Source organism: Pseudomonas sp. KBN10P06128, assembly GCF_037574945.1.
GTDB classification, from domain to species: Bacteria; Pseudomonadota; Gammaproteobacteria; order Pseudomonadales; family Pseudomonadaceae; genus Pseudomonas; species Pseudomonas aeruginosa.
The window spans coordinates 3,469,344-3,494,584 of sequence record NZ_JBBELR010000001.1; the positions used below are offsets into that span (position 1 = coordinate 3,469,344).

23 protein-coding genes are annotated in these 25,241 nt (G+C 67.6%); 15 read left to right on the forward strand and 8 right to left on the reverse strand.

Annotated features, from left to right (window positions below; all coding sequences use genetic code 11):
- Nucleotides 1-2 precede the first annotated feature (2 nt).
- The 7 genes from hcnC to VQ065_RS16530 all read left to right on the forward strand — a co-directional run bounded on the left by hcnC (nucleotide 3) and on the right by VQ065_RS16530 (nucleotide 7,077).
- Complete coding sequence (hcnC, locus tag VQ065_RS16500; protein WP_003089029.1) at nucleotides 3-1,256, forward strand: cyanide-forming glycine dehydrogenase subunit HcnC; 1,254 nt, start codon at nucleotides 3-5, stop codon at nucleotides 1,254-1,256.
- 152 nt (nucleotides 1,257-1,408) lie between these two features.
- The gene (locus VQ065_RS16505; RefSeq protein ID WP_003089031.1) at nucleotides 1,409-1,993 is read left to right on the forward strand and encodes a TetR/AcrR family transcriptional regulator; all 585 of its coding nucleotides are present in this window, start codon (nucleotides 1,409-1,411) and stop codon (nucleotides 1,991-1,993) included.
- A 130-nt stretch (nucleotides 1,994-2,123) separates the two neighbouring features.
- A complete protein-coding gene (locus VQ065_RS16510; protein WP_003089033.1) occupies nucleotides 2,124-3,161 on the forward strand; it encodes an NADP-dependent oxidoreductase in 1,038 nt (345 codons plus the stop codon).
- Complete coding sequence (locus VQ065_RS16515) at nucleotides 3,158-3,502, forward strand: putative quinol monooxygenase (RefSeq protein ID WP_003089035.1); 345 nt, start codon at nucleotides 3,158-3,160, stop codon at nucleotides 3,500-3,502. Before VQ065_RS16510 ends, VQ065_RS16515 begins: the two co-directional genes overlap by 4 nt.
- A gap of 5 nt (nucleotides 3,503-3,507) precedes the next feature.
- The gene (locus VQ065_RS16520; RefSeq protein WP_003089038.1) at nucleotides 3,508-4,383 is read left to right on the forward strand and encodes an NAD(P)-dependent oxidoreductase; all 876 of its coding nucleotides are present in this window, start codon (nucleotides 3,508-3,510) and stop codon (nucleotides 4,381-4,383) included.
- An 88-nt stretch (nucleotides 4,384-4,471) separates the two neighbouring features.
- Entirely contained in the window at nucleotides 4,472-6,067 is a 1,596-nt protein-coding gene (locus VQ065_RS16525) for an EAL domain-containing protein (RefSeq protein WP_003089040.1), read from the forward strand.
- 125 nt (nucleotides 6,068-6,192) lie between these two features.
- Nucleotides 6,193-7,077, forward strand: coding sequence for a DUF1911 domain-containing protein (locus VQ065_RS16530; RefSeq protein WP_003089041.1), 885 nt, complete (start codon nucleotides 6,193-6,195; stop codon nucleotides 7,075-7,077).
- 15 nt (nucleotides 7,078-7,092) lie between these two features.
- On the opposite strand, the gene VQ065_RS16535 is transcribed toward VQ065_RS16530, so the two are convergent.
- The 8 genes from VQ065_RS16535 to VQ065_RS16570 all read right to left on the reverse strand — a co-directional run bounded on the left by VQ065_RS16535 (nucleotide 7,093) and on the right by VQ065_RS16570 (nucleotide 14,335).
- Nucleotides 7,093-7,770, reverse strand: a complete 678-nt coding sequence (locus VQ065_RS16535; protein WP_003089043.1) for an amino acid ABC transporter permease — start codon at nucleotides 7,768-7,770, stop codon at nucleotides 7,093-7,095.
- 1 nt (nucleotide 7,771) lies between these two features.
- Nucleotides 7,772-8,488, reverse strand: a complete 717-nt coding sequence (locus tag VQ065_RS16540; protein WP_003089046.1) for an amino acid ABC transporter permease — start codon at nucleotides 8,486-8,488, stop codon at nucleotides 7,772-7,774.
- Nucleotides 8,489-8,568: 80 nt separating this feature from the next.
- Nucleotides 8,569-9,375: an ABC transporter substrate-binding protein gene (locus VQ065_RS16545; RefSeq protein WP_003089047.1), complete on the reverse strand. Its 807-nt coding sequence runs from the start codon at nucleotides 9,373-9,375 to the stop codon at nucleotides 8,569-8,571.
- A gap of 298 nt (nucleotides 9,376-9,673) precedes the next feature.
- A complete protein-coding gene (locus tag VQ065_RS16550) occupies nucleotides 9,674-10,150 on the reverse strand; it encodes a hypothetical protein (RefSeq protein ID WP_003089049.1) in 477 nt (158 codons plus the stop codon).
- An 81-nt stretch (nucleotides 10,151-10,231) separates the two neighbouring features.
- Entirely contained in the window at nucleotides 10,232-11,179 is a 948-nt protein-coding gene (locus VQ065_RS16555; RefSeq protein ID WP_003089050.1) for a LysR family transcriptional regulator, read from the reverse strand.
- A gap of 67 nt (nucleotides 11,180-11,246) precedes the next feature.
- A complete protein-coding gene (locus VQ065_RS16560; protein WP_003089051.1) occupies nucleotides 11,247-12,767 on the reverse strand; it encodes a tripartite tricarboxylate transporter permease in 1,521 nt (506 codons plus the stop codon).
- A complete protein-coding gene (locus VQ065_RS16565; protein WP_003089052.1) occupies nucleotides 12,764-13,294 on the reverse strand; it encodes a tripartite tricarboxylate transporter TctB family protein in 531 nt (176 codons plus the stop codon). The genes VQ065_RS16560 and VQ065_RS16565 overlap by 4 nt, the downstream gene beginning before the upstream one ends.
- Before the next feature lie 27 nt (nucleotides 13,295-13,321).
- The gene (locus VQ065_RS16570) at nucleotides 13,322-14,335 is read right to left on the reverse strand and encodes a Bug family tripartite tricarboxylate transporter substrate binding protein (RefSeq protein ID WP_003089055.1); all 1,014 of its coding nucleotides are present in this window, start codon (nucleotides 14,333-14,335) and stop codon (nucleotides 13,322-13,324) included.
- Nucleotides 14,336-14,601: 266 nt separating this feature from the next.
- Here VQ065_RS16570 and VQ065_RS16575 point away from each other — a divergent pair, with 266 nt between their 5' ends.
- From VQ065_RS16575 to VQ065_RS16610, 8 genes are all read left to right on the forward strand, one after another.
- Nucleotides 14,602-15,927, forward strand: a complete 1,326-nt coding sequence (locus VQ065_RS16575; protein ID WP_003111001.1) for an MFS transporter — start codon at nucleotides 14,602-14,604, stop codon at nucleotides 15,925-15,927.
- Nucleotides 15,920-16,879 (forward strand): amidohydrolase family protein, encoded by a 960-nt coding sequence (locus VQ065_RS16580; RefSeq protein WP_003089064.1) that lies wholly within the window; start codon nucleotides 15,920-15,922, stop codon nucleotides 16,877-16,879. Before VQ065_RS16575 ends, VQ065_RS16580 begins: the two co-directional genes overlap by 8 nt.
- Nucleotides 16,876-17,889 (forward strand): 4-hydroxythreonine-4-phosphate dehydrogenase PdxA, encoded by a 1,014-nt coding sequence (locus VQ065_RS16585; RefSeq protein ID WP_003123450.1) that lies wholly within the window; start codon nucleotides 16,876-16,878, stop codon nucleotides 17,887-17,889. The genes VQ065_RS16580 and VQ065_RS16585 overlap by 4 nt, the downstream gene beginning before the upstream one ends.
- A gap of 172 nt (nucleotides 17,890-18,061) precedes the next feature.
- Nucleotides 18,062-19,312 (forward strand): OprD family porin, encoded by a 1,251-nt coding sequence (locus VQ065_RS16590; protein WP_003089124.1) that lies wholly within the window; start codon nucleotides 18,062-18,064, stop codon nucleotides 19,310-19,312.
- Between the two features lie 185 nt (nucleotides 19,313-19,497).
- The gene (locus tag VQ065_RS16595) at nucleotides 19,498-20,820 is read left to right on the forward strand and encodes an MFS transporter (RefSeq protein WP_003089127.1); all 1,323 of its coding nucleotides are present in this window, start codon (nucleotides 19,498-19,500) and stop codon (nucleotides 20,818-20,820) included.
- Between the two features lie 30 nt (nucleotides 20,821-20,850).
- Complete coding sequence (locus tag VQ065_RS16600; protein ID WP_003089130.1) at nucleotides 20,851-22,026, forward strand: L-lyxonate dehydratase; 1,176 nt, start codon at nucleotides 20,851-20,853, stop codon at nucleotides 22,024-22,026.
- A 27-nt stretch (nucleotides 22,027-22,053) separates the two neighbouring features.
- Nucleotides 22,054-23,049: an AraD1 family protein gene (gene araD1, locus VQ065_RS16605; protein WP_003089133.1), complete on the forward strand. Its 996-nt coding sequence runs from the start codon at nucleotides 22,054-22,056 to the stop codon at nucleotides 23,047-23,049.
- A gap of 128 nt (nucleotides 23,050-23,177) precedes the next feature.
- Entirely contained in the window at nucleotides 23,178-24,761 is a 1,584-nt protein-coding gene (locus VQ065_RS16610; protein WP_014603809.1) for an aldehyde dehydrogenase (NADP(+)), read from the forward strand.
- The last annotated feature ends 480 nt before the right edge of the window (nucleotides 24,762-25,241 follow it).

The following is a 25,241-nucleotide window of genomic DNA, read 5'->3' on the forward strand; positions in this document are numbered from 1 at the left end:
ACATGAACAGAACCTATGACATCGTGATTGCCGGCGGCGGCGTGATCGGCGCGTCCTGCGCCTACCAACTGTCCAGGCGCGGCAACCTGCGCATCGCCGTGGTCGACGACAAGCGACCGGGCAACGCCACCCGCGCCTCGGCCGGCGGCCTCTGGGCCATCGGCGAATCGGTGGGGCTGGGCTGCGGGGTGATCTTCTTCCGCATGATGTCCTCCCGCAACCGGCGCGAGGCCCAGGGCGCGGCGGTGGCGGTGGACGCGAGCACGCCGCACATCCTGCCGCCGGCGTTCTTCGACCTCGCCCTGCAATCCAACGCGCTGTACCCGGAACTGCACCGAGAACTGATCGAACGCCACGGGATGGACTTCAAGTTCGAGCGCACCGGCCTGAAATACGTGATCCAGGACGACGAGGATCGCCAGTACGCCGAGCACATCGTGGCGCAGATCCCGCATCTGGCCGAGCAGGTACGCTGGCTGGACCGCGAGGAACTGCGTCGTGCCGAGCCGGCGGTCAGCCACGCGGCCCACGGCGCGCTGGAATTCCTCTGCGACCACCAGGTCAGCCCGTTCCGCCTGGCCGACGCCTACCTGGAGGCGGCGCGCCAGAACGGCGTCGAGCTGTTGCTGGGAACCAACGTCATCGGCGTGCTGCGCCAGGGCCGGCGGATCAGCGGGGTGCGCACGGACAATGCCGGGGTGCTGCATTGCCGGACCCTGATCAACGCCGCCGGCGCCTGGGCCGCCGAACTCAGCGAGCTGGCCACCGGCCGGCGCATCCCGGTGAAGCCGGTGAAGGGCCAGATCGTCCTCACCGAGCGCATGCCGCGACTGCTGAACGGTTGCCTGACCACCAGCGACTGCTACATGGCGCAGAAGGACAACGGCGAGATACTGATCGGCAGCACCACCGAGGACAAGGGCTTCGACGTCAGCAACACCTTCCCGGAAATCGCCGGCCTGGTGCAGGGCGCGGTGCGTTGCGTGCCGGAGCTGCAACAGGTCAACCTCAAGCGCACCTGGGCCGGCCTGCGCCCGGGCTCGCCGGACGAACTGCCGATTCTCGGTCCGGTGGCGGAGGTGGAGGGTTACCTGAACGCCTGCGGGCATTTCCGCACCGGCATCCTCACCTCGGCGATCACCGGGGTGCTGCTCGACCGGCTGGTCCACGAAGAGACGCTGCCGCTGGACATCGCGCCGTTCCTCGCCGCGCGCTTCCAGCCGGAGCCTGCCGCCGTGGCGGTCGCGGCCTGCTAGGTCCGCGAGGGGTAAATCCGCGGAGCGGGGCGGGCGCCGGTCCGGCGTCCGTTCCGCACGGTTCCCGACAGCGGCGCAGTTGCCGTCGGCGCTATACTCATGGCTTCGAATTATTTCTAGACGACTGGTCTAATTCAAGCTACCGTGCGTCCATGAAACCCAGCTACGACGACACCCGCCAGCATCTGCTCGATACCGGATACCGGATCATGGCGGTCAAAGGCTTCTCCGGCGTCGGCCTCAACGAAATCCTGCAGACCGCGGGCGTTCCCAAGGGCTCGTTCTATCATTACTTCAAATCCAAGGAACAGTTCGGCCAGGCCCTGCTGGAGGACTACTTCCGCGTCTACCTGGCGGACATGGACCAGCGCTTCGCCGCGCCAGGGCTGAATGCCCGCGAACGGCTGATGAGCTACTGGCAGAAGTGGCTGGACAACGCCTGCCCGCCCTGCGACGAGCAGCGCTGCCTGGTGGTCAAGCTCAGCGCCGAGGTCGCGGACCTTTCGGAAAGCATGCGCATCACCCTGCGCGACGGCTCCGACGGGATCATCGAACGCCTGGTCGGCTGCCTCGGGCAGGGCCGCGACGACGGCTCCTTCGCGCCCTGCGATGCCCGGCACATGGCCAGCGCGCTGTACCAGTTGTGGCTCGGCGCGAGCCTGCTGAGCAAGCTGCACCGCAGCCCGGGACCGCTGGAAACAGCCATGCAGACCACCCGCAGCCTGCTGGAAATCTGAGGTTCCGCCAGGAAATACCCGCCCCGCAAGAGGCGGGTATTTTTTCGGCCTGTTAGTAGTCGACTGGTCTAATTTATACCGCGCACGGTATGAACCGTTCGCCACATGCGTCAGACAGAGGAGTCTGGATATGTCCCAATCCACGCAGGTCAACCGCCGCATCGTCCTCGCCTCGCGCCCCCACGGCGCCCCGACCCGGGATAACTTCCGCATCGAGCAGGTTCCGCTTCCTGAGCCCGGCGCGGGCCAGGTGCTGCTGCGCACCGTCTACCTGTCGCTCGATCCCTACATGCGCGGACGGATGAGCGACGCGCCGTCCTACGCGCCGCCGGTGGAACTCGGCGCGGTCATGGTCGGCGGCACGGTCAGCCGGGTGGAAGCCTCGAACCATCCCGGGTTCAAGGTCGGCGACTGGGTACTCTCGGCCAACGGCTGGCAGGACTACGCGCTTTCCGACGGCAGCGGCCTGGCGCGCCTGGGCGAGTCGCCGGAGCATCCGTCCTACGCCCTGGGCCTGCTCGGCATGCCCGGCTTCACCGCCTACATGGGCCTGCTCGACATCGGCAAGCCCCAGGCCGGCGAGACCCTGGTGGTGGGCGCCGCCACCGGGCCGGTCGGCGCCACCGTCGGACAGATCGGCAAGCTCAAGGGCTGCCGGGTGGTCGGCGTCGCCGGCGGTGCGGAAAAATGCCGCCACGCCGTGCAGGTGCTCGGCTTCGATGCCTGCCTCGACCACCATGCCGCGGACTTCGCCGAACGACTGGCCGAGGCCTGCCCGGACGGCATCGACATCTATTACGAGAACGTCGGCGGCAAGGTCTTCGACGCCGTCTTTCCGCTGCTCAACGCCAAGGCCCGGATCCCGGTCTGCGGTATCGTCGCCCACTACAACGACACCGACCTGCCGCCCGGGCCGGACCGCTTGCCGGCGCTGATGGGCACGATCCTGCGCAAGCGCATCAAGGTGCAGGGCTTCATCATCTTCGACGACTACGGCCATCGCTACGATGAATTCCAGCGCGACATGTCGAAGTGGTTCGCCGACGGCCTCATCCACTACCGCGAAGAGCGGGTCGACGGCCTGGAGAATGCCCCCGAGGCCTTCTTCGGCCTGCTCCAGGGACGCAATTTCGGCAAGCTGGTGGTGCGCGTCGGAGCCGACGCATGAACCAGGCGATCCGCGTGGTAGCGCTGTTGCAGGCGCGCGAGGGCAGGGCGGCGGAGGTCGAGCGGCTGCTGCTGGCCTGCGTGCAGCCGTCGCGGGCCGAGGACGGCTGTCTGTCCTACGTCCTGCACCGGAGCCTCGACGAGGCCGGGCGCTTCGTCTTCGTCGAACGCTGGGCCGACCGCGACGCCATCGAGCGGCACCGACGGATGCCGCACTACAGGGCGATGGCCGATGCCGTCGCCGATCTCCTGGCGGACCGCCAGGTGTTCCTTCTCGAGGAACTGCCAGCGGCCAGCCTGTCTCCGGTAGATCCGGAACCTACAAGACCCCACGAGGAGTGAAACGGATGAAAGTCGGATTTCTGGGCCTGGGCGGCATGGGCGCCGCCATGGCCACCCGCTTGGTGCAGGCGGGGCTCGAAGTGACGCTGTGGAACCGTTCCGCGGCGGCCTGCGAGCCGCTGGTGGCGCTGGGCGCGACCAGGGCGGAGGAGGTCGGCGAGCTGTTCGGCCTCGACGTGGTCATCAGCATGCTGGCGGACGACCAGGCGATTCGCGCCGTGCTGCTCGACAGCGGTGCGCTCGAACGGGCGAGGCCGGGTCTCATCCACCTGAGCATGTCGACCCTGTCGCTCGATTGCGTCGAGGCGCTCGACCAGGCACACCAGCGCCAGGGCATCGCGTTCGTCGCCGCGCCGGTGTTCGGCCGCACCGACGTGGCCGAGGCCGGCAAGCTGAACATCGTCGTCGGCGGTCCGGAGGAAGCCATCGAGCAAGTCAAGGCACTGCTGGAAATTATGGGACAGAAGACATGGTTTTTCGGAAAAGACCCGCGCAGCGCAATGGCGGTGAAGATCTCTGGTAACTTCATGATCGCCAGCGCCATCGAAAGCATGGGCGAAAGTGTCGCCCTGGTGAAGCGCCTGGGCGTCGAGCCCGGCCGGTTCATGGAACTCATGTCCTCGACGCTTTTCGATGCGCCTGTCTATCGCAACTACGGCCCGCAGATCGTCGAGCAGCGTTTCACCCCGGCCAGGTTCCGCCTGGTCCTCGGGTTGAAGGACGTCGACCTGGCGCTGTCCGCCGGCAAGCGCCACAACGTGCCGCTGCCGCTGGCCAGCCTGTTGCACGACGTGTTGCTCGAAGCCATCGCCCATGGCGACGGGGAATCGGACTGGACGGCGCTGGCGAAGGTAGCGTTGTCACGATCGGGACAAATCTGAAAAGGTTCTGCGCACGGCCCGACAGGGCCCGTGAAGCTGTTCGGCAATCTGGCGTGCTTTCCATGAACTCTTTTGACGGGAAGAAGGTATGTCCGAGCGTGAAACGGCTGCCGCGGGCCGGATCAACTGGCGGCGGATCCTGCCGATACTGCTCACCACGTCGTTGGTGGGCGGTGTCTGCGGGATCTTCGTGATCAACGAACTGGATCGCCAGCACGACGGGGCGCACCTGGCGTCCTACACCGAAATGGCCCTGGAGCGGGCGCTGGAGATTTCCTCCGCGGCCGAGCAGATGCTCCACGAGATGAACGCCGGCGGCCCCGCGGCCTGCAGCGACCAGGACCTGGAGGCGCTGCGCTCCATCGTGCTCGAATCGCGCTTCATGAGCGACGTCGGCCGGGTCAGCGGCAATCGCATCGTCTGTACCGGCGTCCGCGGCCGGCTACGATCGCCGTGGGGGCTGGCTGCGCCCGACCGGATCGACGCCAGAGGCACCCGCTTCTGGTCGGAGGGCATGCCCTTGCCCCTGCAGATGCTGCCTTCCGGCCTGGTCGGGCGCGGCAACGCCATCCTCTTCATCGCCCCGCATGCCTACTTCGATGTCGACCACCCGGACCCGGGCATCTCGGCGGCGGCCGTCAGCCGCGGCGGCGACTACATCTACCACCGTTTCGCCTGGGACGACGACCAGCCCCTCGAGGCGCTCGGCCGGCCCGGCTGGCCGCGCTTCATCGGCGCCCGGCAGATAAGCCTGTGCGACCCGACGCAGGACATCTGCGTGGTCTCCCTTCTCCGTGAACGCGGCCTGCTTGGCACCGAGCCCGGACGCGCGGCCATGGCCGCGGCGATCGGCGGCGGGCTGTTGTTCGGCGTCATGCTGCTGCTCAGCTACCTGTTCGGCTTCCTCAACGACGAAAAACTGCCGGCCAGGCTGCTGCGCGCGTTGAAGCGCGAGGCCCTGGAGGTGCACTACCAGCCCATCGTGCGCCTGGCCAGCGGCCGCTGCGCCGGGGTCGAGGCCCTGGCGCGCTGGACCGATAGCAGCCTGGGGCGGGTTTCCCCGGATGTCTTCATCGGCGCCCTGGAGGAGAGCGGCGACATCGAACTGCTGACCCGTTTCGTCTTCCGCCGCGCCCTGAAGCAGCTCGGGCCGTTGCTGAGGGAGCAGCGGAGCTTCTACGTCAGTGTCAACGTCACCGGCAAGGACATCGCCGACCCCGGTTTCATCGATTTCGCCATGCGCCAGATGGCCAGGGAAAGCGTGCGCCCGGAACAGGTCGCGCTGGAACTGACCGAGCGCACCACCGAGGCCCAGGGCTGCCTGCTGGCCGGGATGAACCGCCTGCGCGAACTCGGCCTGAAGATCTACGTGGACGATTTCGGCACCGGCCATTCGAACCTGGTCTACCTGGCCAACCTGCCGGTCGACGCGATCAAGATCGACAAGGTCTTCACCCAGTCCATCGGCGACAGCAGCGCCGTCGAACTGATCTTCGACAAGCTCTGCTCGATGGCCGAGCACCTGGAGATCGGCGTGGTCGTCGAAGGGATCGAGACACAGGCCCAGGCCGACCACGTGCTGCGCCGCTCGCCCGAGGCCCTCGGCCAGGGCTGGCATTTCGGCAAGGCACTGCCGCTGGAGGCCTTCCTCGGCTACTACCGGAACCAGCCGACGGGCCGCTAGGGCGGGCCTTTCGCAGGGACGTCGCGCTGCGCTAGCATCGGCCGTCCATACCGGACGCGGCCTGGACGGCCGCACTCCGGATCGCACGGATCGGCCGGAAACGGCCGCGATCACCACAGGCCGCCATGCACGCATTCCCCTTCACCCTGGACAACCGACTCGCCGACGCCCTGCCGCTATGGCGCAACCTGGCCCGCACCGACCGGGCGCCGCGAAGGAACATCGACCTCGCCGACTGGAAAGCCGACTGGCGCGAACTGATCGCCGCGCTCGACAGGTTTTCCCGGAGCCACGGCTATCGCCAGCCATTCGCCGCGCAAGGGCACGCAGCCCTGGAAAACGCCTGGGCCTGGGGCCAGGCCGCGGAAAACGCCAGCACGCTGCTGCTCAAGGCCATCGACCGGGGCCTGGCCGGCGCCGAACTGCGTTCCATCTACCTGGAGACCGCCGCGCTGTGGCTGGACTACAGCCGGCTGCTCGGCGCCGCCCGCGACAGCCTGCGCGAGCAGGGCGAGGTCGACTTCGAGACGGCGCCGGCCCTGGCGCCGCGCACCGGCCAGTACCCGTTCGCGCTGCAACTGCTCGCCATGGGCGTGCTGCTCGACGCCCAGGAGCTCATCCCGGCGCTGGTCGAGGAGGTCCTGCAGTTCGATACCGACCGCCTGCTCGACTATCTCGGCGCGGCCGCCCTCGGCCTGACTTCCGCCAGCGAGGAAACCTTCCATCCACGGCCGTTCGGGCAGTTGCGGGCGTTCTTCGAAGAGGCGGACGGCAGCGACGCCCAGGCGCTGGCGCCTTACCTGCAAAGCCAGTACCGGGAGTTCTTCCAGCTTTCCCCCAAGGCACAGAAGAAGACCCGCCGCCTGACCGGCCCCTACGCCTGGGGCTGGTGGGCCATGGAGGTGTCGGCGCTGGGCGTGCTCTACGGCTGGGACGATGGCGTCCTGCGCGCCTCGCCGCATTACCTCGGCGACCTGGTCGACTACGCGCGGGCGCGCGGCGACGCCTGAGCCACCGGCCGCCGCTCAGGCCCGCCGGCGGCGGGCGAGGAACGCGGCGGCCAGGTCGAGGCTGGTGCAGAGCAGGAAGTAGAGCAGGGCGACGAACAGGAAGATCTCCGTCGGGTGGACCATCACCCGGTTGCTCACCTGGGTGGCGACGAAGGACAGTTCGCCGACGCCGATCACGTAGGCCAGGGAAGTGTCCTTGATCAGCGACACCCACTGGTTGAGGAAGGATGGCAGCATCACCGGCAGCGCCTGCGGCAGGATCACCAGGCGCAATACCTGCCACGGCCGCAGTCCGAGCGCGCGGGCGGCCGCCCACTGCCCGGCGGGGAGGCTGTGGATGCCGGCGTACACCGAGTGGGCGAGGTAGGCGCCGCCGATCAGCGACAGCGCGCAGACCACGGTGGCCAGCGCCGGTACGTCGACGTGGAAGACGATCGGCAGCAGGAAGTAGGTCCAGAAGATCAGCATCAGCACCGGGATCGCGCGGAAGAAGCCGAGCAACGTCACCAGCAGCAGGCGCGGCTTGCCGGGCAGCACCGCGAGGGCCACGCCGAGGACCAGGCCGAGCACCGCCGAAGCCAGCCCGGAGAGCGACGCCAGCAGCAGGGTCAGCGCCGCTCCGCCGAGCGGGCCGTCCGGGTAGGCGCCGAGCAGCAGGTAGGACAGGTTGTCCGAGATGACCGAGAAATCCATCTCAGGCACCTCCCTGGCGGTAGCGGCGGGTCTGCTGCAACGCCTGGCCGAAGGCTTCGATCAGGGCGATGGCGCCGATGTAGAGAAGGGTGGCGATGCCGAAGGCCTGGAAGGTCTTGAAGGTCTCGGTTTCCACCTGGCGCGAAGCGTAGGACAGCTCGGCCAGGCCGATGGCCATCGCCAGCGAGGAGTTCTTCAGCGCATTCATGTACTGCCCGAGCAGCGGCGGCAGAGCCGTGCGCAGGGCCTGCGGCAGCACCACCACGCGCCATACCTGGCGCTGGGTCAGCCCCAGGGCGAGGCCGGCGGCGCGCTGCTCGGGGCGTACCGAGGCGATGCCGGCGCGGAACTCCTCGGCGACGAAAGCCGAGGTATAGAGGGTCAGCCCCCAGGCACCGGCGAGGAACTCGAAGGACGGCCAGTCGAGCAAGGGCGTCTCGTGCGGCGTGTTCAGCCAGCTCACCAGCGCCTCCGGCAGCAGCGCGGGAACGCCGAAGTACCAGAAGAACAGCTGCACCAGCAGCGGGGTATTGCGGAACAGCGCCAGGTAGGCGCGCGCCGGCCAGGACAGCAGGCGCCGGCGCGACAGCCGGGCGATGGCCAGGGGGGCGCCGATCAGGGTGGCGAGCAGGCAACTGAGCAGGGCAAGACCGAGGGTCAGCAGGAAGCCGTCGAGCAACCAGCGCAGGTACTGCGGGGCGAGAAGTTCGCCGAACATGTGCGGGATTCCGTCGGGTAGAACGAAAAACGCGCCTCAGCGAAGTGAGGCGCGCGGGTCGTGCGGGCGAAGCGGGCCGCTCAGCTCTTGTCGCCGATCTTGTACAGGCGCGCCAGCGGGGTCTTGGTCTGCGGACCGAACCAGGTGTCGTAGATCTTCTGCGCCTGGCCGTCCTGCTCCAGCTCGCGCAGGCTCTTGTCGACGAACTCGGTCAGGGCCTTCTCGCCCTTGGGAATACCGACGCCGATCAGGTCGTTGGAAATGGTGAAGGGCGGCACTTCGTACTTGTCGCGGTCGGGCACGTTGGCCAGCAGGCCGATCAGCTTCGGACCGTCCTGGGTGATGGCCTGGACCTGGCCGTTGCGCAGGGCGGTGAAAGCGAAGGGCGTGTCGTCGTAGGCGATGACCTTGGCGCCGGGGAACTTCTCGCGCAGCACGCCTTCGTTGACCGTGCCCTTGTCCACGCCGACCCGCCACTTGTTGAGGACTTCCGGCGAGGTCAGGGTGCCTTTCTTGACGATGAACTGCTGGCCGGAGGAGAAGTAGGGGATGCTGAAGTCCACCTGCTGCGCACGCTCCGGGGTGATGGTGAAGTTGGCCAGGACCAGGTCGACCTTGTTCGCCGTCAGCAGCGGGATGCGGTTGGCCGGGTTGGTCGGCAGCACTTGCAGCCGGACGCCCAGCTTGTCGGCCAGGGCCTTGGCATAGTCGACGTCGAGGCCTTCGATCTGCTTGCTCTTGGCGTCGACGAAGCCGAACGGCGGGTTGCTGTCGAAGGACGCGACGCGCAATACGCCGGCCTTGCGGATGTCCTCCAGGCGGTCGGCCTGGGCCAGGCCGGAGATCAGGGCGAGGGCGAGGGCGGTGATGGCGGGGAGTTTCTTCATGAAAGTTCCAGCTCCTTGTCGGCCGCGATCGACGATCAGGGCCTTGCAATGTGGGGCGGACATTCCGGATGGGAATGCCGCCATGTCGGCGCGGGGGTATCCCGTGGCGAAGGGAGTTTGGCAGGGGCCAAGGGTCGGGAGAAAAGAATGAATCGATCTATCTTATTTCCAGACGAAATAAGAGGTATGAAAACAAGGATTCAAGGAAATAAAAAACGATAGCGTAACGCCATGATCCGCAGGGCTTCCGCGTTGGGGGTTCGTCGTCGAGAAGGAAGGCCGGGGCCCGGCGGCCCCGTCAGCGGCTGTCCCGGCAGTCGATCACGCTGGCGTTGGTGATGATGTCCCGGCTGTCGGTGTACAGGGTGATGCTGCAGAAATAGTCGAGGATGGTCTCGTTCTCGTAGTAGCCGGTCTTGCGATAGACCGCCTCGCTACTCACCGGCGCCATGCCGGCGACCCCCTGGCCACCGACGCCGACCCAGGTCTCGCGCTGGCCGACGTACTCGGTGCCGGTCTGTATGAAGACCTTGTCCGGCCCCATGTGGGTCCGCACGCGGTTCCAGGCGTAGAAGCCGCCGCTACCGTAGGACGAAGGGCCGAGGCCCTGGTCGGGCTTGCCGAACAGTTCGAAGGCCTTGCCGGCGGGCTGGCCGATGAGCTTCTGCGCGGCGACCTTGACCTCGTTGTCGCGATTCCCCGACTGACCGAGGGAGGCGCAGGCGCTGAGACCGAGGACGAGCAGGGCGAGACCGAAGGGCTTGATCGAGGGCATGGCATTCACTCCGTTGAAATGCCGCAGGATGTTAGAGGTCCAGCCGGCTCGCGGCTATTAGCTCATTTGTGCTAGTGCCGCTCACTTCGCCAGGTGCCGCGCCTGTTCGGCATGTACGCTGGCCATGAAGGTCTGCATGGCCGAGGAGTGGACCCGGTTGCGTCGGGTGATCAGGCCGTAGGGCGGCAGGCGCGGCTCCAGCTGGATCGGCAGGATCGCCAGCAGGTGCTTGCCCGGGTAGTCCTCGATCACCGAGCGTGGAGTGATGCCGATCATGTCGGTCTGTTGCAGCAGGGAGAGCAGGGTCATGATCGAGGTGGTCTCGACGATACTGCTCGGCAGGTCGATGCGCGCATTGTGGAAGGCCTGGTTGACGATCCCGCGCATCGGGCTGGGGTGCTGCTGCAACACCCAGGTCAGCTCCTGCAACTCGCCCCAGTCCAGCTTGCGTGCCTGCGACAACGGGTTCTGCGCGCCGACCACCACGCAGAGTTCTTCCTCGCCGAGGCTGTCGAACACCAGGTCGTCGGTGCGCGCGCCGCTGGGGATGCGTCCGAGCACCACGTCCAGCTGGTCCTGTTGCAGGGCCTGGACCAGCACGTCGCTGGTGTCCACCTGGATGCTCATCGACAGCCGTGGATGACTCTGCTTCAGGGTGGCGATGGTGCGCGTCAGCAGGCTCGAGGCCAGCGCCGGGATCGCTCCGACGGTGACCCGGCCGAGGTTGCCGGACTCCAGCGCGACCAGTTCCTCGCGCATCCCGGACAGCTCGGCGAAGATCATCCGCGAGTAATAGATCAGCGTCTCGCCGAAAGGCGTCGCGCGCATGCCGCGCGGCAAACGCTCGAACAACTCGACGCCGAGCAGGTCTTCGGCCTCGTGGAGCATCTTGGTCGCCGCCGGCTGGGTCATGCCAATCTCGTCGGCGGCGCGGCGCAGCGAGCCGAGTTCCTCCAGGGCCAGCATCAGGCGCAACTGGCGCAGGCGCAGGCGGCTGTGGATGATGCTGGCGTCGGGAATCCGGGACATGGCGTATCTCGCTGGCGGCGGGGAGACCCAGGGTGACAAGAAATCCACCCCGCCGCCAGACGCAGGCTCAGGCGGCATGCCGGAGACTCCGCCGGCCACGCCGGAACAGCGCCCCGGCGCACCGCGCCAGCAACGGCCAGAGCAGCATCGCCAGCGCCGCGCCGGTCAGGCTGGCCACCAGCGGGTTGGACCAGAACACCGAGAGTTGCCCGTCGGAGAACAGCATCGACTGGCGGAACGCGTCCTCGGCCTTGTCGCCGAGCACCGCGGCGAGCACCAGCGGGGCGATGGGGTAGCCGAGTTTCTTGAACAGGTAGCCGAGCGCGCCGAACAGCAGCATCAGGACCACGTCGAGCATGGCGTTGTGCACCGAGTAGGCGCCGATGGCGCAGACCATGACGATGATCGGTGCGACGATGGCGAACGGAATCCGCAGGATCGAGGCGAACAGCGGCACGGTCGCCAGTACCACGATCAGGCTGACCACGTTGCCCAGGTACATGCTGGCGATCAGGCCCCAGACGAAGTCGTGCTGTTCGACGAACAGCGTCGGCCCGGGATGCAGCCCCCAGATCATCAGGCCACCGAGCATCACCGCGGCGGTCGCCGAGCCGGGGATGCCGAGCGTCAGCATCGGCAGCAGGGCGCTGGTGCCGGCGCTATGGTCGGCTGTCTCCGGAGCGATCACGCCTTCCACCTCGCCCTTGCCGAAGTTCTCGCGGTTCTTCGAGAAGCGCCGCGCCAGGCTGTAGCTCATGAACGAGGCGGCGGTGGGGCCGCCCGGAGTGACGCCCATCCAGCAGCCGACCAGCGCGCTGCGCAGCCAGGTCAGCCAATAGCGCGGCAGCCTGGCCCAGGTACGCAGGATCACCATCGGCGTGATGCGTGCGCGCTCGCCGCGAAACACCAGTCCTTCCTCCACCGTGCAGAGGATCTCGCCGATGCCGAACAGGCCGATCACCGCCACCTCGAAACTCAGCCCGGAAAGCAGCCAGGGCTGGTCGAAGGTCAGGCGCAGGTCGCCGGACACGGTATCCATGCCCACGGCGGCCATGGCGAAACCGATGGTCATCGCCACCAGGGTCTTCAATGGCGGGTTGCGGCTCATGCCGATGAAGGTGCAGAACGCCAGCAGGTAGACGGCGAAGAACTCGGGCGAGCTGAACGCCAGGGCGAAGCGAGCGATATGGGTGGACAGGAAGGTCAGCAGCAGCACGCCGACCAGCGCCCCGAGGAGCGCCGAGGTGAAGGCGGCGGTCAGCGCTTCGCCAGCCTGGCCGTTGCGCGCCATCGGGTAGCCGTCGAAGGTGGTGGCCACCGACGACGGCTCGCCGGGGATGTTGAACAGGATCGAGGTGATCGAGCCGCCGAACAACGCGCCCCAGTACATGCAGGAAAGCAGGATGATCGCCGACACCGGCGACATGCTGAAGGTCAGCGGCAGCAGCAGCGCCACCCCGTTCGGCGCACCGAGGCCCGGCAGCACGCCGACCAGGATGCCGAGCAGCACGCCGATCACCATCAGGCCGAGGTGATGGGCGCTGAGGACCAGGCTCATGCCCTGCATCAGGGAATCGAATTCGCTCATGGCCTGGCGCTCCCGACGAAGGCCGCGAGGTCGGCCAGTATTCCGGCATCCAGCGGCACCTTGAACCAGACGGCGAAGACCAGGTAGCTGGCCAGCGCCGCGCCGCAGGACAGCGTGACGATCAGCGGCACGCCGTAGGGTTTGTCGCGGCTACGGTCGCGCCACATGAACCAGGCGATGAACAACGCGGAGGCGAGGTAGATCCCGGCGAACGGCATGGCCGCCACGTAGGCGGCGATCGGCAGGAACACCGCAAGCACCCGGCGAAAGGCCGTGCGGGCGACGAACGAGGTATCCAGCGCCCGCCAGCGGCACAGGGCCAAGAGCAGGTTGCCGAGGCTGGCGGCGCTCAGCAGCAGGCCGATGTAGAAGGGGAAATAGCCGGCCTCGGGGCCGCTGTCGCCCCAGCCGATGCCGATATCCTGGCTGCCGTACATGACGATCGCGCCGAGCGCGGCGGTGAACAGCGCCAGGCCGATCTCCACCCAGCGGGTGGCGACCAGCGGCGCATCGGATGAGCTGGACATGTTCGTCTCCTGATCGCGCTACGCGGGTTACTGGCGAAGCCAGCCGGCTTCCTGGAACAGCGGGATGACGCGCTGGCGGTCCTTCTCGATGTAGCTCACCAGGTCCTCGCCAGCGAGGAAGGTCGGCGCCAGCGCCGAGCGTTCGACATAGTCCCTGAACTCGGCGGTCTGGCTGACCTTGCGCATCAACTCGACGTAGAAGGCGCGCTGCTCGTCGCTGACTCCGCCGGGCAGGAACACGGTGCGCGGGAAGCGGTACTGGTCGATGCCCAGGCCCTGCTCGTGGCAGGTGGGGATGTCCGCCCAGGACTGCTCGGCAGCGACCTTGGCGGTGTAGATCATGCGCTCGTGGCTGAACACGCAGAGCGGCCGGACCTGGCCGCCGCGCCACTGGCTGAGGCTTTCCGCCGGGTTGTTGAGGTTGGCGGCGATGTGCCTGCCGGCCAACTGGATGGACGCCTCGCTGCCGCTCTTGAAGGGGATGTAGGTCAGTTTGCCGCCGACCTGTTTGCCGAGCAGCAGGCTTAGAGTCTGGTCGACGTCCTTCGACTGGCTGCCGCCGAAGCGCATGCCTGTCGCGTCCTTCTTCAGATCGGCGAGGAACGCCGCGGCGTCCGCCCACGGCGCCGCCTGGTAGGTCCAGAGGATGAAGTCGTCCTCGGCCACCGCCGCCACCGGCGTCAGGTCGGTCCATTGGTAGCCCAGCCGGGCCACCAGCGGCAGCAGGTAGACATTGTTGGTGCCGATCACCAGCTTGTGCGCGTTGCCCTTGGCCAGCTTCAGGTCGAGGAAGGCTTCGGCGCCGTTGCCGCCGCCCTTGTTCAGCACCACGGTGTTGACGTCGAGCAGCTTGTTCTGGCTGATCGCCGACTGGACCAGGCGGGCGAGTTGGTCGGTGCCGCCACCGGGACCGCCGGCGACGACGATCTCCAGGTTCTCTTCGGGTTTCCAGGCAGCCGCCAGGGCGGGCAGGGCGGTGCAGCAGAGCAGGGCGCAAGCGGCCAGGAAGGAGGGGACGGAGCGCGCATATGCGGTACGCATGGAGGACCTCTGGTTGTCATTGTTGTTATGGGTAGAGCGGAGTGTGCGAAGCGCACCGATAAGCGTCCACTCAAAATAAGGCATACACCGATAGCCTGGGGTTATGAGTGGAAGCGGATGTCGGATACCTGGAGCGATAACCGTAGGAAATGGCCGTATGAGCAGCTTTGATTAGACGGTTATCGATGGAAAGCCGGATAGTGGGCCTGCCGGACCTGCCAACCCAGTTCCGCAGCACAAGAACAACAATAAAAGAGGTACGACCCATGGCTCAGGCACAGACCGCCGTGCTCCAGGCTGATCCTGCCCAGGACAAGGCCACTGCCGCAAAACCCAGCAACGTCCGCTGGCGCATCTTCGCCATCGTCTTCGCCCTGACGGTGATCAACCTGGTCGACCGGGTCTCGCTGTCCATCGCCATGCCCACCATCGCCGGTGAATTCCAGCTCACGCCGAGCATGCAGGGGCTGATCCTCAGCAGCTTCTTCTGGGCCTACGCGCTGTTGCAGATTCCCGGCGGCTGGCTGATCGACCGCTACGGCCCGCGCCGGGTGATCGGCTGGTCCACCGGCCTCTGGGGAGCCTTCCAGACCCTCGCTGCCTTCGCCAGCGGCGGCCTGTCGCTGATGTTCGCCCGGGTCGCCCTGGGCGCGGCGGAAGCGCCGCTGTTCCCCTCCGGCGGCAAGCTCAACTCGCTGTGGCTGGGCTCCAGCGAACGCAGCCGCGGCGCCGTGCTGATGGACTGCGGAGGGCCGCTGGGCGTCGCTCTCGGCGGACTGGTCATCGCCTACCTGATCGCCGTGCTCGGCTCCTGGCGCAGCGCCTTCTTCATCGCCGGCATCGCCACCCTGGCCATGGCCTGGCTGGCCTGGCACTACCTGCGCGACGACCCGGCCGAGCATCCCGGGGTCAACGCCGCCGAGCTGGACCGGATCAACGCCGACCGCACCACCCCGCTCGCCGAAGCGGACTGCCAGGCCGGCGGAAGACTGGGCATCGCCGGCCGCTCCCTGGTCGGTATCGTCCTCGGCCGCGCCAGTTGGGCCATGGTGTTCTTCGGCCTGCTGACCTGGGGTCCTAGCTACCTGGCGCAGGCGCGCGGCTTCGATATCAAGGGTATCGGCGCCGCGACCTTCGTCATCTTCCTCTGCGGCGCCGTCGGTTCCCTGGTCGGCGGCTTCCTCTGCGACCTGCTGATCCGCAAGGGCGTGCGCCGCGGCCTGGCGGCCAAGGGCCTGCTGACGGTCTCGGGCCTCGCGGCGCTGGTCGCCTTCCTGCTGTTGCCGAGCCTGGAAGATGCCTATGCCGCCGTGACCCTGCTGGCGCTGACCGCCTTCTTCCTGATGTGGGGCAGCCTGTACTGGAGCTTTCCGGCCTTGCTCGCCGCTCCGGCCCGGGTCGGCCTGGTCGGCGGGGTGATGAACATGGCCGGCAGCCTCGGCGGCATCGCCGTGCCGATCCTGGTCGGGCTGCTGCTGCAACACCTGGGCGGATATGCCGCGGTGCTGGGCTTCTTCGCCCTCTGCTCGGCAGCCTTCATCGCCGGCACCCTGCTGATTTCCCTGGACAAGACCGAGGCAAAGCATGGCTGAGCTGTACGACGGGCCGATCGTCGACGCCCATCATCATTTCTGGGACCCGCAGGCGAACTACCACCCCTGGCTCGCGGAGGACGCCAAGATTCCGTTCCGCTACGGCGACTACAGCGCGATCAAGCGCCGCTACCTGCCGGCGGACTACTTCGGCGACGTCGGCGCACACCGGGTGGTCGAGACGGTCTACGTGGAAACCGAGTGGGACCCGCGCGATCCGCTCGGCGAAACCCGCTTCGTGCATCACCTCGCCGAACGCCATGGCGCGCCCCACGCAGTGGTGGCGCAGGCCTGGCTGGACGCGCCGGACGCCGCCGAGGTGCTGGAGGCGCAGGCGGGCTTCGCACGGGTCCGCAGCGTCCGCCACAAGCCCGGCGGTCCGCAACGCCCGCAACAGGTCGGCGAGCTGCGCAGCCTGATGAGCGACGAGCGCTGGCGTCGCGGCTATGCCGAGCTGGCCCGGCACGGCCTGCACTTCGACCTGCAGACACCCTGGTGGAACCTCGCCGAGGCCGCATGCCTGGCGCGCGACTTCCCCGATACGCTGATCGTGCTCAACCACGCCGGCCTGCCGTCCGATCGCAGCGAGGAGGGGCTGGCCGCCTGGCAACGGGCCATGGCGCGCTTCGCCGAATGCCCCAACGTGGCGTTGAAGATCTCCGGCATCGGCCAGGCCGGCCGGCGCTGGAGCGTCGAGGACAACGCCTGGATCGTCCGCGAAAGCATCGCCCTGTTCGGCGTCGAGCGGGCGATGTTCGCCAGCAACTTCCCGGTGGACAGCCTGTGCGGCTCGTTCGACGACATCTATGGCGGTTTCAAACGCATCGTCGTCGACCTGCCGTACGCCGACCAGGAACGGCTTTTCCATAGCAACGCGCGGCGCATCTACCGCACCGTACCCGACACCGTGCGCCTGCAGCAGGCGTCGCCCGACCCGAGGACTTCCCCATGAACGCTCCATCCCTACCGCGACTGGCCATGGTCCTGGGCGATCCGGCCGGCATCGGCCCGGAACTGATCGCCCGCCTGCTGGCCGACACCGAGGTGCGCGAGAAGGCGCACATCGTGCTGATCGCCGACGAAGCGGAAATGCGCCGCGGCATGCGCATCGCCGGCTGCGAATTCCCCTACCGACGCATCGACGCGCTGGAGACCCTGGATTTCGCCGACGCCACGCCACTGCTGCATCCCTGGCTCAGCCAGGGCGGGGACGAGTTCCCACGCAGCGAAGCGAGCGCCGTCGGTGGCCGCTACAGCCTGGAAACCCTCGCGCTGGCCCTCGAACTGACCCGCAGCGGCAGGACCGACGCGATCCTCTTCGGCCCGCTGAACAAGACCTCGCTGCACATGGCCGGCATGGACCACAGCGACGAGTTGCACTGGTTCGCCGAGCGCCTGGGGTTCGGCGGCCCGTTCTGCGAGTTCAACGTCCTCGACGACCTCTGGACCTCGCGGGTGACCTCCCACGTAGCCCTGGCCGAGGTGCCGGGCCTGCTCAGCCAGGAGCGGGTAGGGGAGGCGATCCGCCTGATCGACGACGCGCTGCGCCGCAGCGGCCTGGCGCGGCCGCGCATCGGCGTCTGCGGACTGAACCCGCACAACGGCGACAACGGCAGCTTCGGCCGCGAGGAGCTGGACATCATCGCTCCGGCGGTGCAGAAGGCGCGCGAACAGGGGATCGCCGCCGACGGCCCGTATCCCGCCGACACCATTTTCCTCAAGGTGCAGGGTGACGCCCGTGCCTTCGACGCGGTGGTGACCATGTACCACGACCAGGGGCAGATCGCGATCAAGCTGATGGGCTTCTCCCGCGGCGTGACCGTCCAGGGCGGCCTGCCGATCCCCATCGCTACGCCGGCCCACGGTACCGCCTTCGATATCGCCGGGCAGGGAAGGGCCGACGTCGGCGCCACCCGCCAGGCGTTCGAGATCGCCTGCCGGATGGGCAGACGCAAAGCCTGATCGCCTGCATGCGACGCGACAACCAGAGCGCCGCACCTTCGTAACGCGCTCCCTGGCGCCTCCTTGTACCGTCGCGGCGGGGCAGGAGGCGTCGCACCTTCGACGAGAGACACATCGCCTGGAGCCGCAGCGCTCCACGGCTCGCTTCGGCCTGGGAAAAGGAAAAACAACAATGACCCGTTCCGCTCCGAACCTGCTGAAATCCGCCTCGCTCGCCCCGGTCCTGCTGGCCGGCCTGCCGTCGCTCGCCGGCGCCGAGGGCTTTATCGAAGACGCCAGCGTCAGCCTCGGCCTGCGCAATCTCTATTTCAATCGCGACTTCCGCCAGCCCGGCGCGGCGCAGTCGAAACAGGAGGAGTGGGCCCAAGGCTTTCTCCTACAGGCAAAATCCGGCTATACCCAGGGCACCCTGGGCCTCGGCGTCGAGCTGATCGGCCAGCTCGGCCTGAAGCTCGACAGCAGCCCTGATCGTGCCGGCTCCGGGCTGCTGCCACGCCACGCCGACGGACGCGCAGCGGACGACTACGCGCGACTGGGCGTGGCGCCGAAGCTGAAGCTGTCGAATACCGAGCTGAAACTCGGCGAACTGCTGCCGGAACTGCCAATCCTCCTGCGCAACGACGGCCGCCTGCTGCCACAGACCTTCCAGGGCGGCATGCTGACCTCCAGGGAAATCGCCGGCCTGACCCTGCACGGCGGGCAGATGCGTTCGCTCAGCCAGCGCAACTCCAGCGACCACCAGGACCTCTCGGTGGATGGGCGCGGCGGGGTGTTCTCCGACCGTTTCGACTACCTGGGCGCGGAGTACCGCTTCAATGCCGAGCGCAGCCAGGTCGGGCTGTGGCAGGCGCGACTGCAAGACATCTACCGGCAGGACTACTACAGCTTGAGCCACAAGCAGAGCTTCGGCGGCTGGCGCCTGGGCGCCAGCGTCGGGCTCTTCGACACGCGCGACGAAGGTGCCGCGAAGCTCGGTGATCTGGAGAATCGCGCGCTGACCGGTTTCTTCAGCGCGACCCGCGGCCGCCACAGCCTCGGCGCCGGCTACCAGCGCATGTACGGCGACGACGGGATGCTCTACATCGCCGGCACCAGCACGCCGTTGGTCAACGACATCCAGGTGCGCAACTTCACCAGCGCCGGCGAGCGCTCCTGGCAACTGCGCTACGACTACGACTTCGTCGCCCTGGGCATTCCCGGGCTGACCGCCATGGCCCGCTACGCCAGCGGCGCCTATGCCCGGACGAAGGCGATGGACGACGGCCGCGCCTGGGAACGCGACGTGGACGTCGCCTACGTGATCCAGAGCGGCCCGCTGAAGAACCTCGGCCTGCGTTGGCGCAACGCCATGCTGCGGTCCAACCATGCCGCCGATGTCGACGAGAACCGCCTGATCCTCTCGTATTCCCTGCCGCTGCTCTGAGCGCAGGGCCGTTCTCGCTGCTGCCCGATAACCGGCGATTGGCTGATTGGTGAAAAGGTATTGCCTGGGGTTATCGATGAATGCGCAGAAGTGATTATCCGCGCGGGAGCGGCCTGGCTACAGTCGGCCCAACGCAAGCGGCCATGCCGCCTCCGCGTCGAACAACAACAAGAAGGAAGCCCTCCATGAGCGCCATGAACGACCACGCCAGGCTGCTGTCCTCGGCGATCGCCACCAGCCGCCTGCGGCTCCTGCCTTTCCTGGTCCTGATGTATGTACTGGCTTTCATCGACCGGGCCAACGTCGGCTACGCGCGGGCCTTCCTGCAAGCCGACACCGGCCTTGGCGATGCCGCCTTCGCGTTTGGCGCGAGCATCTTCTTCATCGGCTACGCCTGCTTCGAGGTGCCCAGCAACCTGATGCTGCACCGCCTCGGCGCCAGGGTCTGGCTGTGCAGGATCATGGTCACCTGGGGCCTGGTCTCGGCGGCGATGATGTTCGCCGACGACGCCATGACCTTCTATGTCCTGCGTTTCCTGCTGGGCGTCGCCGAGGCGGGCTTCTTCCCCGGCCTCATCCTCTACCTCACCTACTGGTTCCCGCAGCGCAGCCGTGCCCAGGCGCTTGGCCTGTTCTATTTCGGCCTGCCGCTGGCGCTGGTACTGGGCGGTCCGCTGTCCGGTTGGCTGCTGGAGTTCCACGACATCTTCGGCCTGGCCAACTGGCAGTGGCTGTTCGTCACCGAGGGCCTGCTGGCCTCGCTGGTCGGCATTGCCGCCTACTTCTACCTGGTCGACCGCCCGCGCGATGCCGGCTGGCTGAGCGACGAGCAGAAGCGGGCGCTGGAAGGCGAGCTGGCCGAAGAAGACACCCGCAAACAGGCACGCGGCCCGCACGGCTTCCTCAGCGCTCTGCGCAGCGGCCAGGTGCTGAAGTTCTGCCTGGTCTACTTCACCATCCAGATGAGCGTGTACGGCGTGGTGTTCTACCTGCCGACCCGCATCGCCAGCTTCCTCGACGGCCAGGTCGGCCTGAACGTCGGCCTGATCACCGCGATTCCCTGGGCTTGCGCCCTGGTGGTAACGCGCCTGGTGACCCGCCAGGCCGACCGCAGCGGCCAGCATCGCCAGCTCGCGGTGGCCATGCTGGGCATGGCCGCAGCCGGTATCGCCGCCTCGGCGCTGGCCGGCAACCTGGGCCTGGCGGTGATCGCCTTCTGCTTCGCCGCGTCCGGCTTCGTCTCGGTGCAGCCGCTGTTCTGGACCCTTCCCACCGGCTACCTGAGCGGTGCGGCCGCGGCCAGCGGCATCGCCCTGATCAACTCCCTGGGCAACCTCGGCGGCTTCGTCGCGCCGAACCTCAAGACCCTCATGGAAAGCCAGTTCGCCGACCCGCGCGCCGGCATGTTCGCCCTGGCCGCCGTCGGCCTGCTCGGCGCCTGCCTGCTGGCCCGGCTGAAGACTTCCGGATCGTCGTCCGTCCCGCTGCGAGCGCGGCAGGCCGGCTGACTCACACTACGCACCGATAGGAGCTGCGACATGAAAATCAAATCCGTCCGTACCCGCGTCTTCGAATGGAAGGGCAAGGTCGTCCCGCCGCAGGCGCACTTCTGCACCAATGCCAGCGACATCCTGTTCGAGAAGGGAGACGCCATGGGTTCGTTCCGCTTCCACGGCTGGCTGGTGGTGGAGATCGAGACCGACGACGGCCTCGTCGGCATCGGCAACTGCGCCCTGGCGCCGCGCGTGGCGAAGGAAATCGTCGACCTCTACCTGGCGCCGATCTGCATCGGCGAAGACCCGTTCGACAACGAGTACATCTGGCAGAAGATGTATCGCCGCACCCACGCCTGGGGCCGCAAGGGCATCGGCATGGCAGCCATCTCGGCGGTGGACCTGGCGATCTGGGACATCATGGGCAAGGCGGTGAACAAGCCGGTGTTCAAGCTGCTCGGCGGCCGCACCAAGGAGAAGATCTGGACCTACGCCTCGAAGCTCTACGCCAACGACAACCTCGACGCCTTCCTCGAAGAGGCCCAGGGCTACCTGAACCAGGGCTTCACCGCGCTGAAGATGCGCTTCGGCTATGGCCCCAAGGACGGCCCGACGGGCATGCGCAGGAACATCGAGCAGGTCCGCGCGCTACGCGAACTGGCCGGGCCGGACATCGACATCATGCTCGAATGCTACATGGGCTGGACCCTGGAATACGCCCGGCGGATGCTGCCGAAGCTCACCGAGTTCGAACCGCGCTGGCTGGAGGAGCCGGTGATCGCCGATGACATCGAGGGCTACGTCGAGCTGAAGAAGATGGGGATCATGCCGATCTCCGGCGGCGAGCACGAATTCACCGGCCACGGCTTCAAGGACCTGCTGGAGCGCCGCGCGGTGGACGTCATCCAGTACGACACCAACCGCGTCGGCGGGATCACCGCCGCGCGCAAGATCAATGCCATGGCCGAGGCATGGTCGGTGCCGGTGATCCCGCACGCCGGACAGTTGCACAACTATCACCTGACCATGGCCAGCACCGCCTCGCCGATGGCCGAGTTCTTCCCGGTGTTCGACGTCGAGGTCGGCAACGAGCTGTTCTACTACGTGTTCAAGGGCGAGCCGCAGCCGGTCGACGGCTATATCCAGCTGGACGACCACAAGCCCGGCCTGGGCCTGGAGATATCCGAAGAGCACCTCAAGGATTTCATCATCATCGAGTGATAGTCGGAGCCCACAGGAGGAGCCGAGATGCGGCTGATTCAATTCGAGGACCGGGCAGGGCAGCGCCGGGTCGGCGTCGTCGAAGGCGCCGGGATACAGGTGGTGCGCGGCGTGCGCAGCACGCGCGAACTGGGGCTGGCGGCGATTCGCGCGGGCAGCGGCCTGCACGACGAGGTGCTGCGCCGAGGCAGCGAGCCAGGCCCGGACTATGCCGGGTTGCTGGAGGAGGGAAGGGTGCTGCCGCCGCTGGATCATGACGACCCGGCCCATTGCCTGGTCAGCGGCACCGGCCTGACCCACCTGGGCAGCGCCGCGACGCGCGACCGCATGCACCAGCAGAACCAGGGCGACGAGACCGCGCTGACCGACACCATGCGCATCTTCAGGTGGGGCCTGGAGGGCGGCAAGCCACCGGCGGGCCAGGTCGGCGCGCAGCCTGAATGGTTCTACAAGGGCGACGGCGGCATCGTCGTGCGCCCCGGCGCGGACTTCCCGCTACCGGCCTTCGCCGAGGACGCCGGCGAGGAACCGGAGCTGGTCGGGCTCTACCTGATCGGCGATGACCGCCGGCCTTACCGGCTCGGCTACGCCCTGGGCAACGAGTTCTCCGACCACCTGATGGAGCGCCGCAACTACCTGTACCTGGCGCATTCCAAGCTACGCGCCTGCTGCTACGGGCCGGAGCTGCGAGTCGGCGAACTGCCGCGCCACCTGCAGGGCGAGAGCCGGATCCTGCGCGACGGCGAAGTGCTCTGGCAGCAGGCGTTCCTTTCCGGCGAGGACAACATGTGCCACAGCCTGGAGAACCTCGAGTACCACCATTTCAAGTACGCGCAGTTCCTCCGTCCGGGCGACGTCCACGTGCATTACTTCGGTACCGCCACGCTGTCCTTCGCCGACGGGATCAAGGCTGCTCCGGGGGATGTCTTCGAGATCGCCATGGCCGAGTTCGGCGCGCCGCTGCGCAATGGCATCGCCGCCGTCGAGACCGCACTGACGCCGGGGCGGGTGGTAGCGCTCTGAAGCCCCACCGCCGTGCATAGGCCGGAGCTCCACGAGAGACCCGCGGCACGGTTTCCTTCATTCCTGCGGAGCCTTGGCTCCAACCCCGCCGGCCATCCCCGGCGGGGCTTCCCCTGTATGAGGTCGACATGACAGCCATCCTCGGACACAACTTCATCGGCGGCGCCCGCAGCGCGGCCGGCACGCTCTTCCTGCAAAGCCTCGACGCCGCCAGCAGTGAGGCGCTGCCGTACCGCTTCGTGCAAGCCACCCCGGAAGAAGTGGACGCCGCCGCCGAAGCCGCCGCCAGCGCCTACCCGCACTACCGGCAACTGCCGGCCAGCCGCCGCGCGGAATTCCTCGATACCATCGCCGCCGAACTCGACGCGCTGGACGATGATTTCGTCGCCATCGTCTGCCGTGAAACCGCGCTACCGGCCACGCGCATCCAGGGCGAACGCAGTCGCACCAGCGGCCAGCTGCGCCTGTTCGCCGAAGTCCTGCGGCGCGGCGACTTCCATGGCGCGCGCATCGACCGCGCCCGGCCCGAACGCAAGCCGCTGCCACGCGTCGACCTGCGCCAGTGCCGGATCGGCCTCGGCCCGGTGGCGGTGTTCGGCGCGAGCAACTTCCCCCTGGCGTTCTCCACCGCCGGCGGCGATACCGCCGCGGCCCTGGCCGCCGGCTGCCCGGTGGTGTTCAAGGCGCACAGCGGACACATGGCCACCGCCGAACGGGTCGCCGCGGCGATCCTCCGCGCGGCCGAGCGCACCGGCATGCCGGCGGGCGTGTTCAACATGATCTACGGCGGCGGAGTAGGGGAGCGGCTGGTACGCCACCCCGCGATCCAGGCGGTCGGCTTCACCGGTTCGCTGAAGGGCGGCCGCGCCCTCTGCGACATGGCGGCCGCCCGGGCGCAGCCGATCCCGGTGTTCGCCGAGATGAGCAGCATCAACCCGGTGGTGCTGCTGCCGGCGGCGCTGAAGAAGCGCGGCGAGGCCGTGGCCGACGAACTGAGTGCCTCGGTGGTGCTCGGCTGCGGCCAGTTCTGTACCAATCCCGGGCTGGTCATCGGCATCCGCTCTGCGCAATTCTCGGCGTTCCTCGAACGCTTCGCCGCCCGCATGGACGACCAGCCGGCGCAGACCATGCTCAACGCCGGCACGCTGGCCAGCTATGAAAAAGGCCTGGCGGCGCTGCACGCCCACCCGCGCGTCCGCCATCTCGCCGGGCAACCGCAGGAGGGCCGCCAGGCCCGGCCGCAACTGTTCCAGGCGGACGTCAGCCTGCTGCTGGAGGGCGACGAGTTGCTGCAGGAAGAAGTCTTCGGCCCGGCCAGCGTGGTCGTCGAGGTCGCCGACCACGCCGAACTGAAGCGCGCGCTGCATGGGCTGCACGGGCAGCTCACCGCGACCCTGATCGCCGAAGCGGAAGACCTGGCGTCCTTCGCCGACCTGGTACCGCTCCTGGAACAGAAGGCAGGACGCCTGCTGCTCAACGGCTACCCGACCGGCGTGGAAGTCTGCGACGCGATGGTCCACGGCGGCCCGTACCCGGCCACTTCGGACGCCCGCGGCACCTCGGTGGGCACCCTGGCCATCGACCGTTTCCTGCGCCCGGTGTGCTACCAGAACTACCCGGACGCGTGGCTGCCGGAAGCGCTGAAGGATGGCAACCCATTGGGGATTGCGCGGTTGGTGGACGGGGTTGGGACGCGGGCGGCGATTGACTGAAAGAGGAACCGGGCAAAGACGAGGTTCGGAGGATATCGGAGCCTCAGAGGTGTGCAGCAGGACACTGGAGGAGCCCCGGAAGAGGCCCGCCGGTGTTCCTGCCTGTAAAGCGAGTATCGATCCAGGGCTACCCGAGTGCTCCTATCGTCCCATGCCTGGACGCGGAAAAGCCGCTTCTCGGTGTCGAGGGATTCTCGGCCGATACCGCCACTTGCATCGGCATGAGACAGGAGGCGCGCCACAATCTCTCCGGGGGTCCTTCCTTCCGTGGCGAATGCCATGATGCCTCCCTGGCAGGATCGCCGCTTGGCTCCGTATAGCGCGATGGAGAAAAACACATGAGACAATATTGACTCATGTGAACTATATAAGCATCATGCGATCCCAGCGCTCGATCGTCGTCCAAGCGGCATGAATAGCGAGTCCGGCCCAGCCTGGCCAGATCGAGCCGAGCGGACAACTGATGCGCGTGAGTGGCCG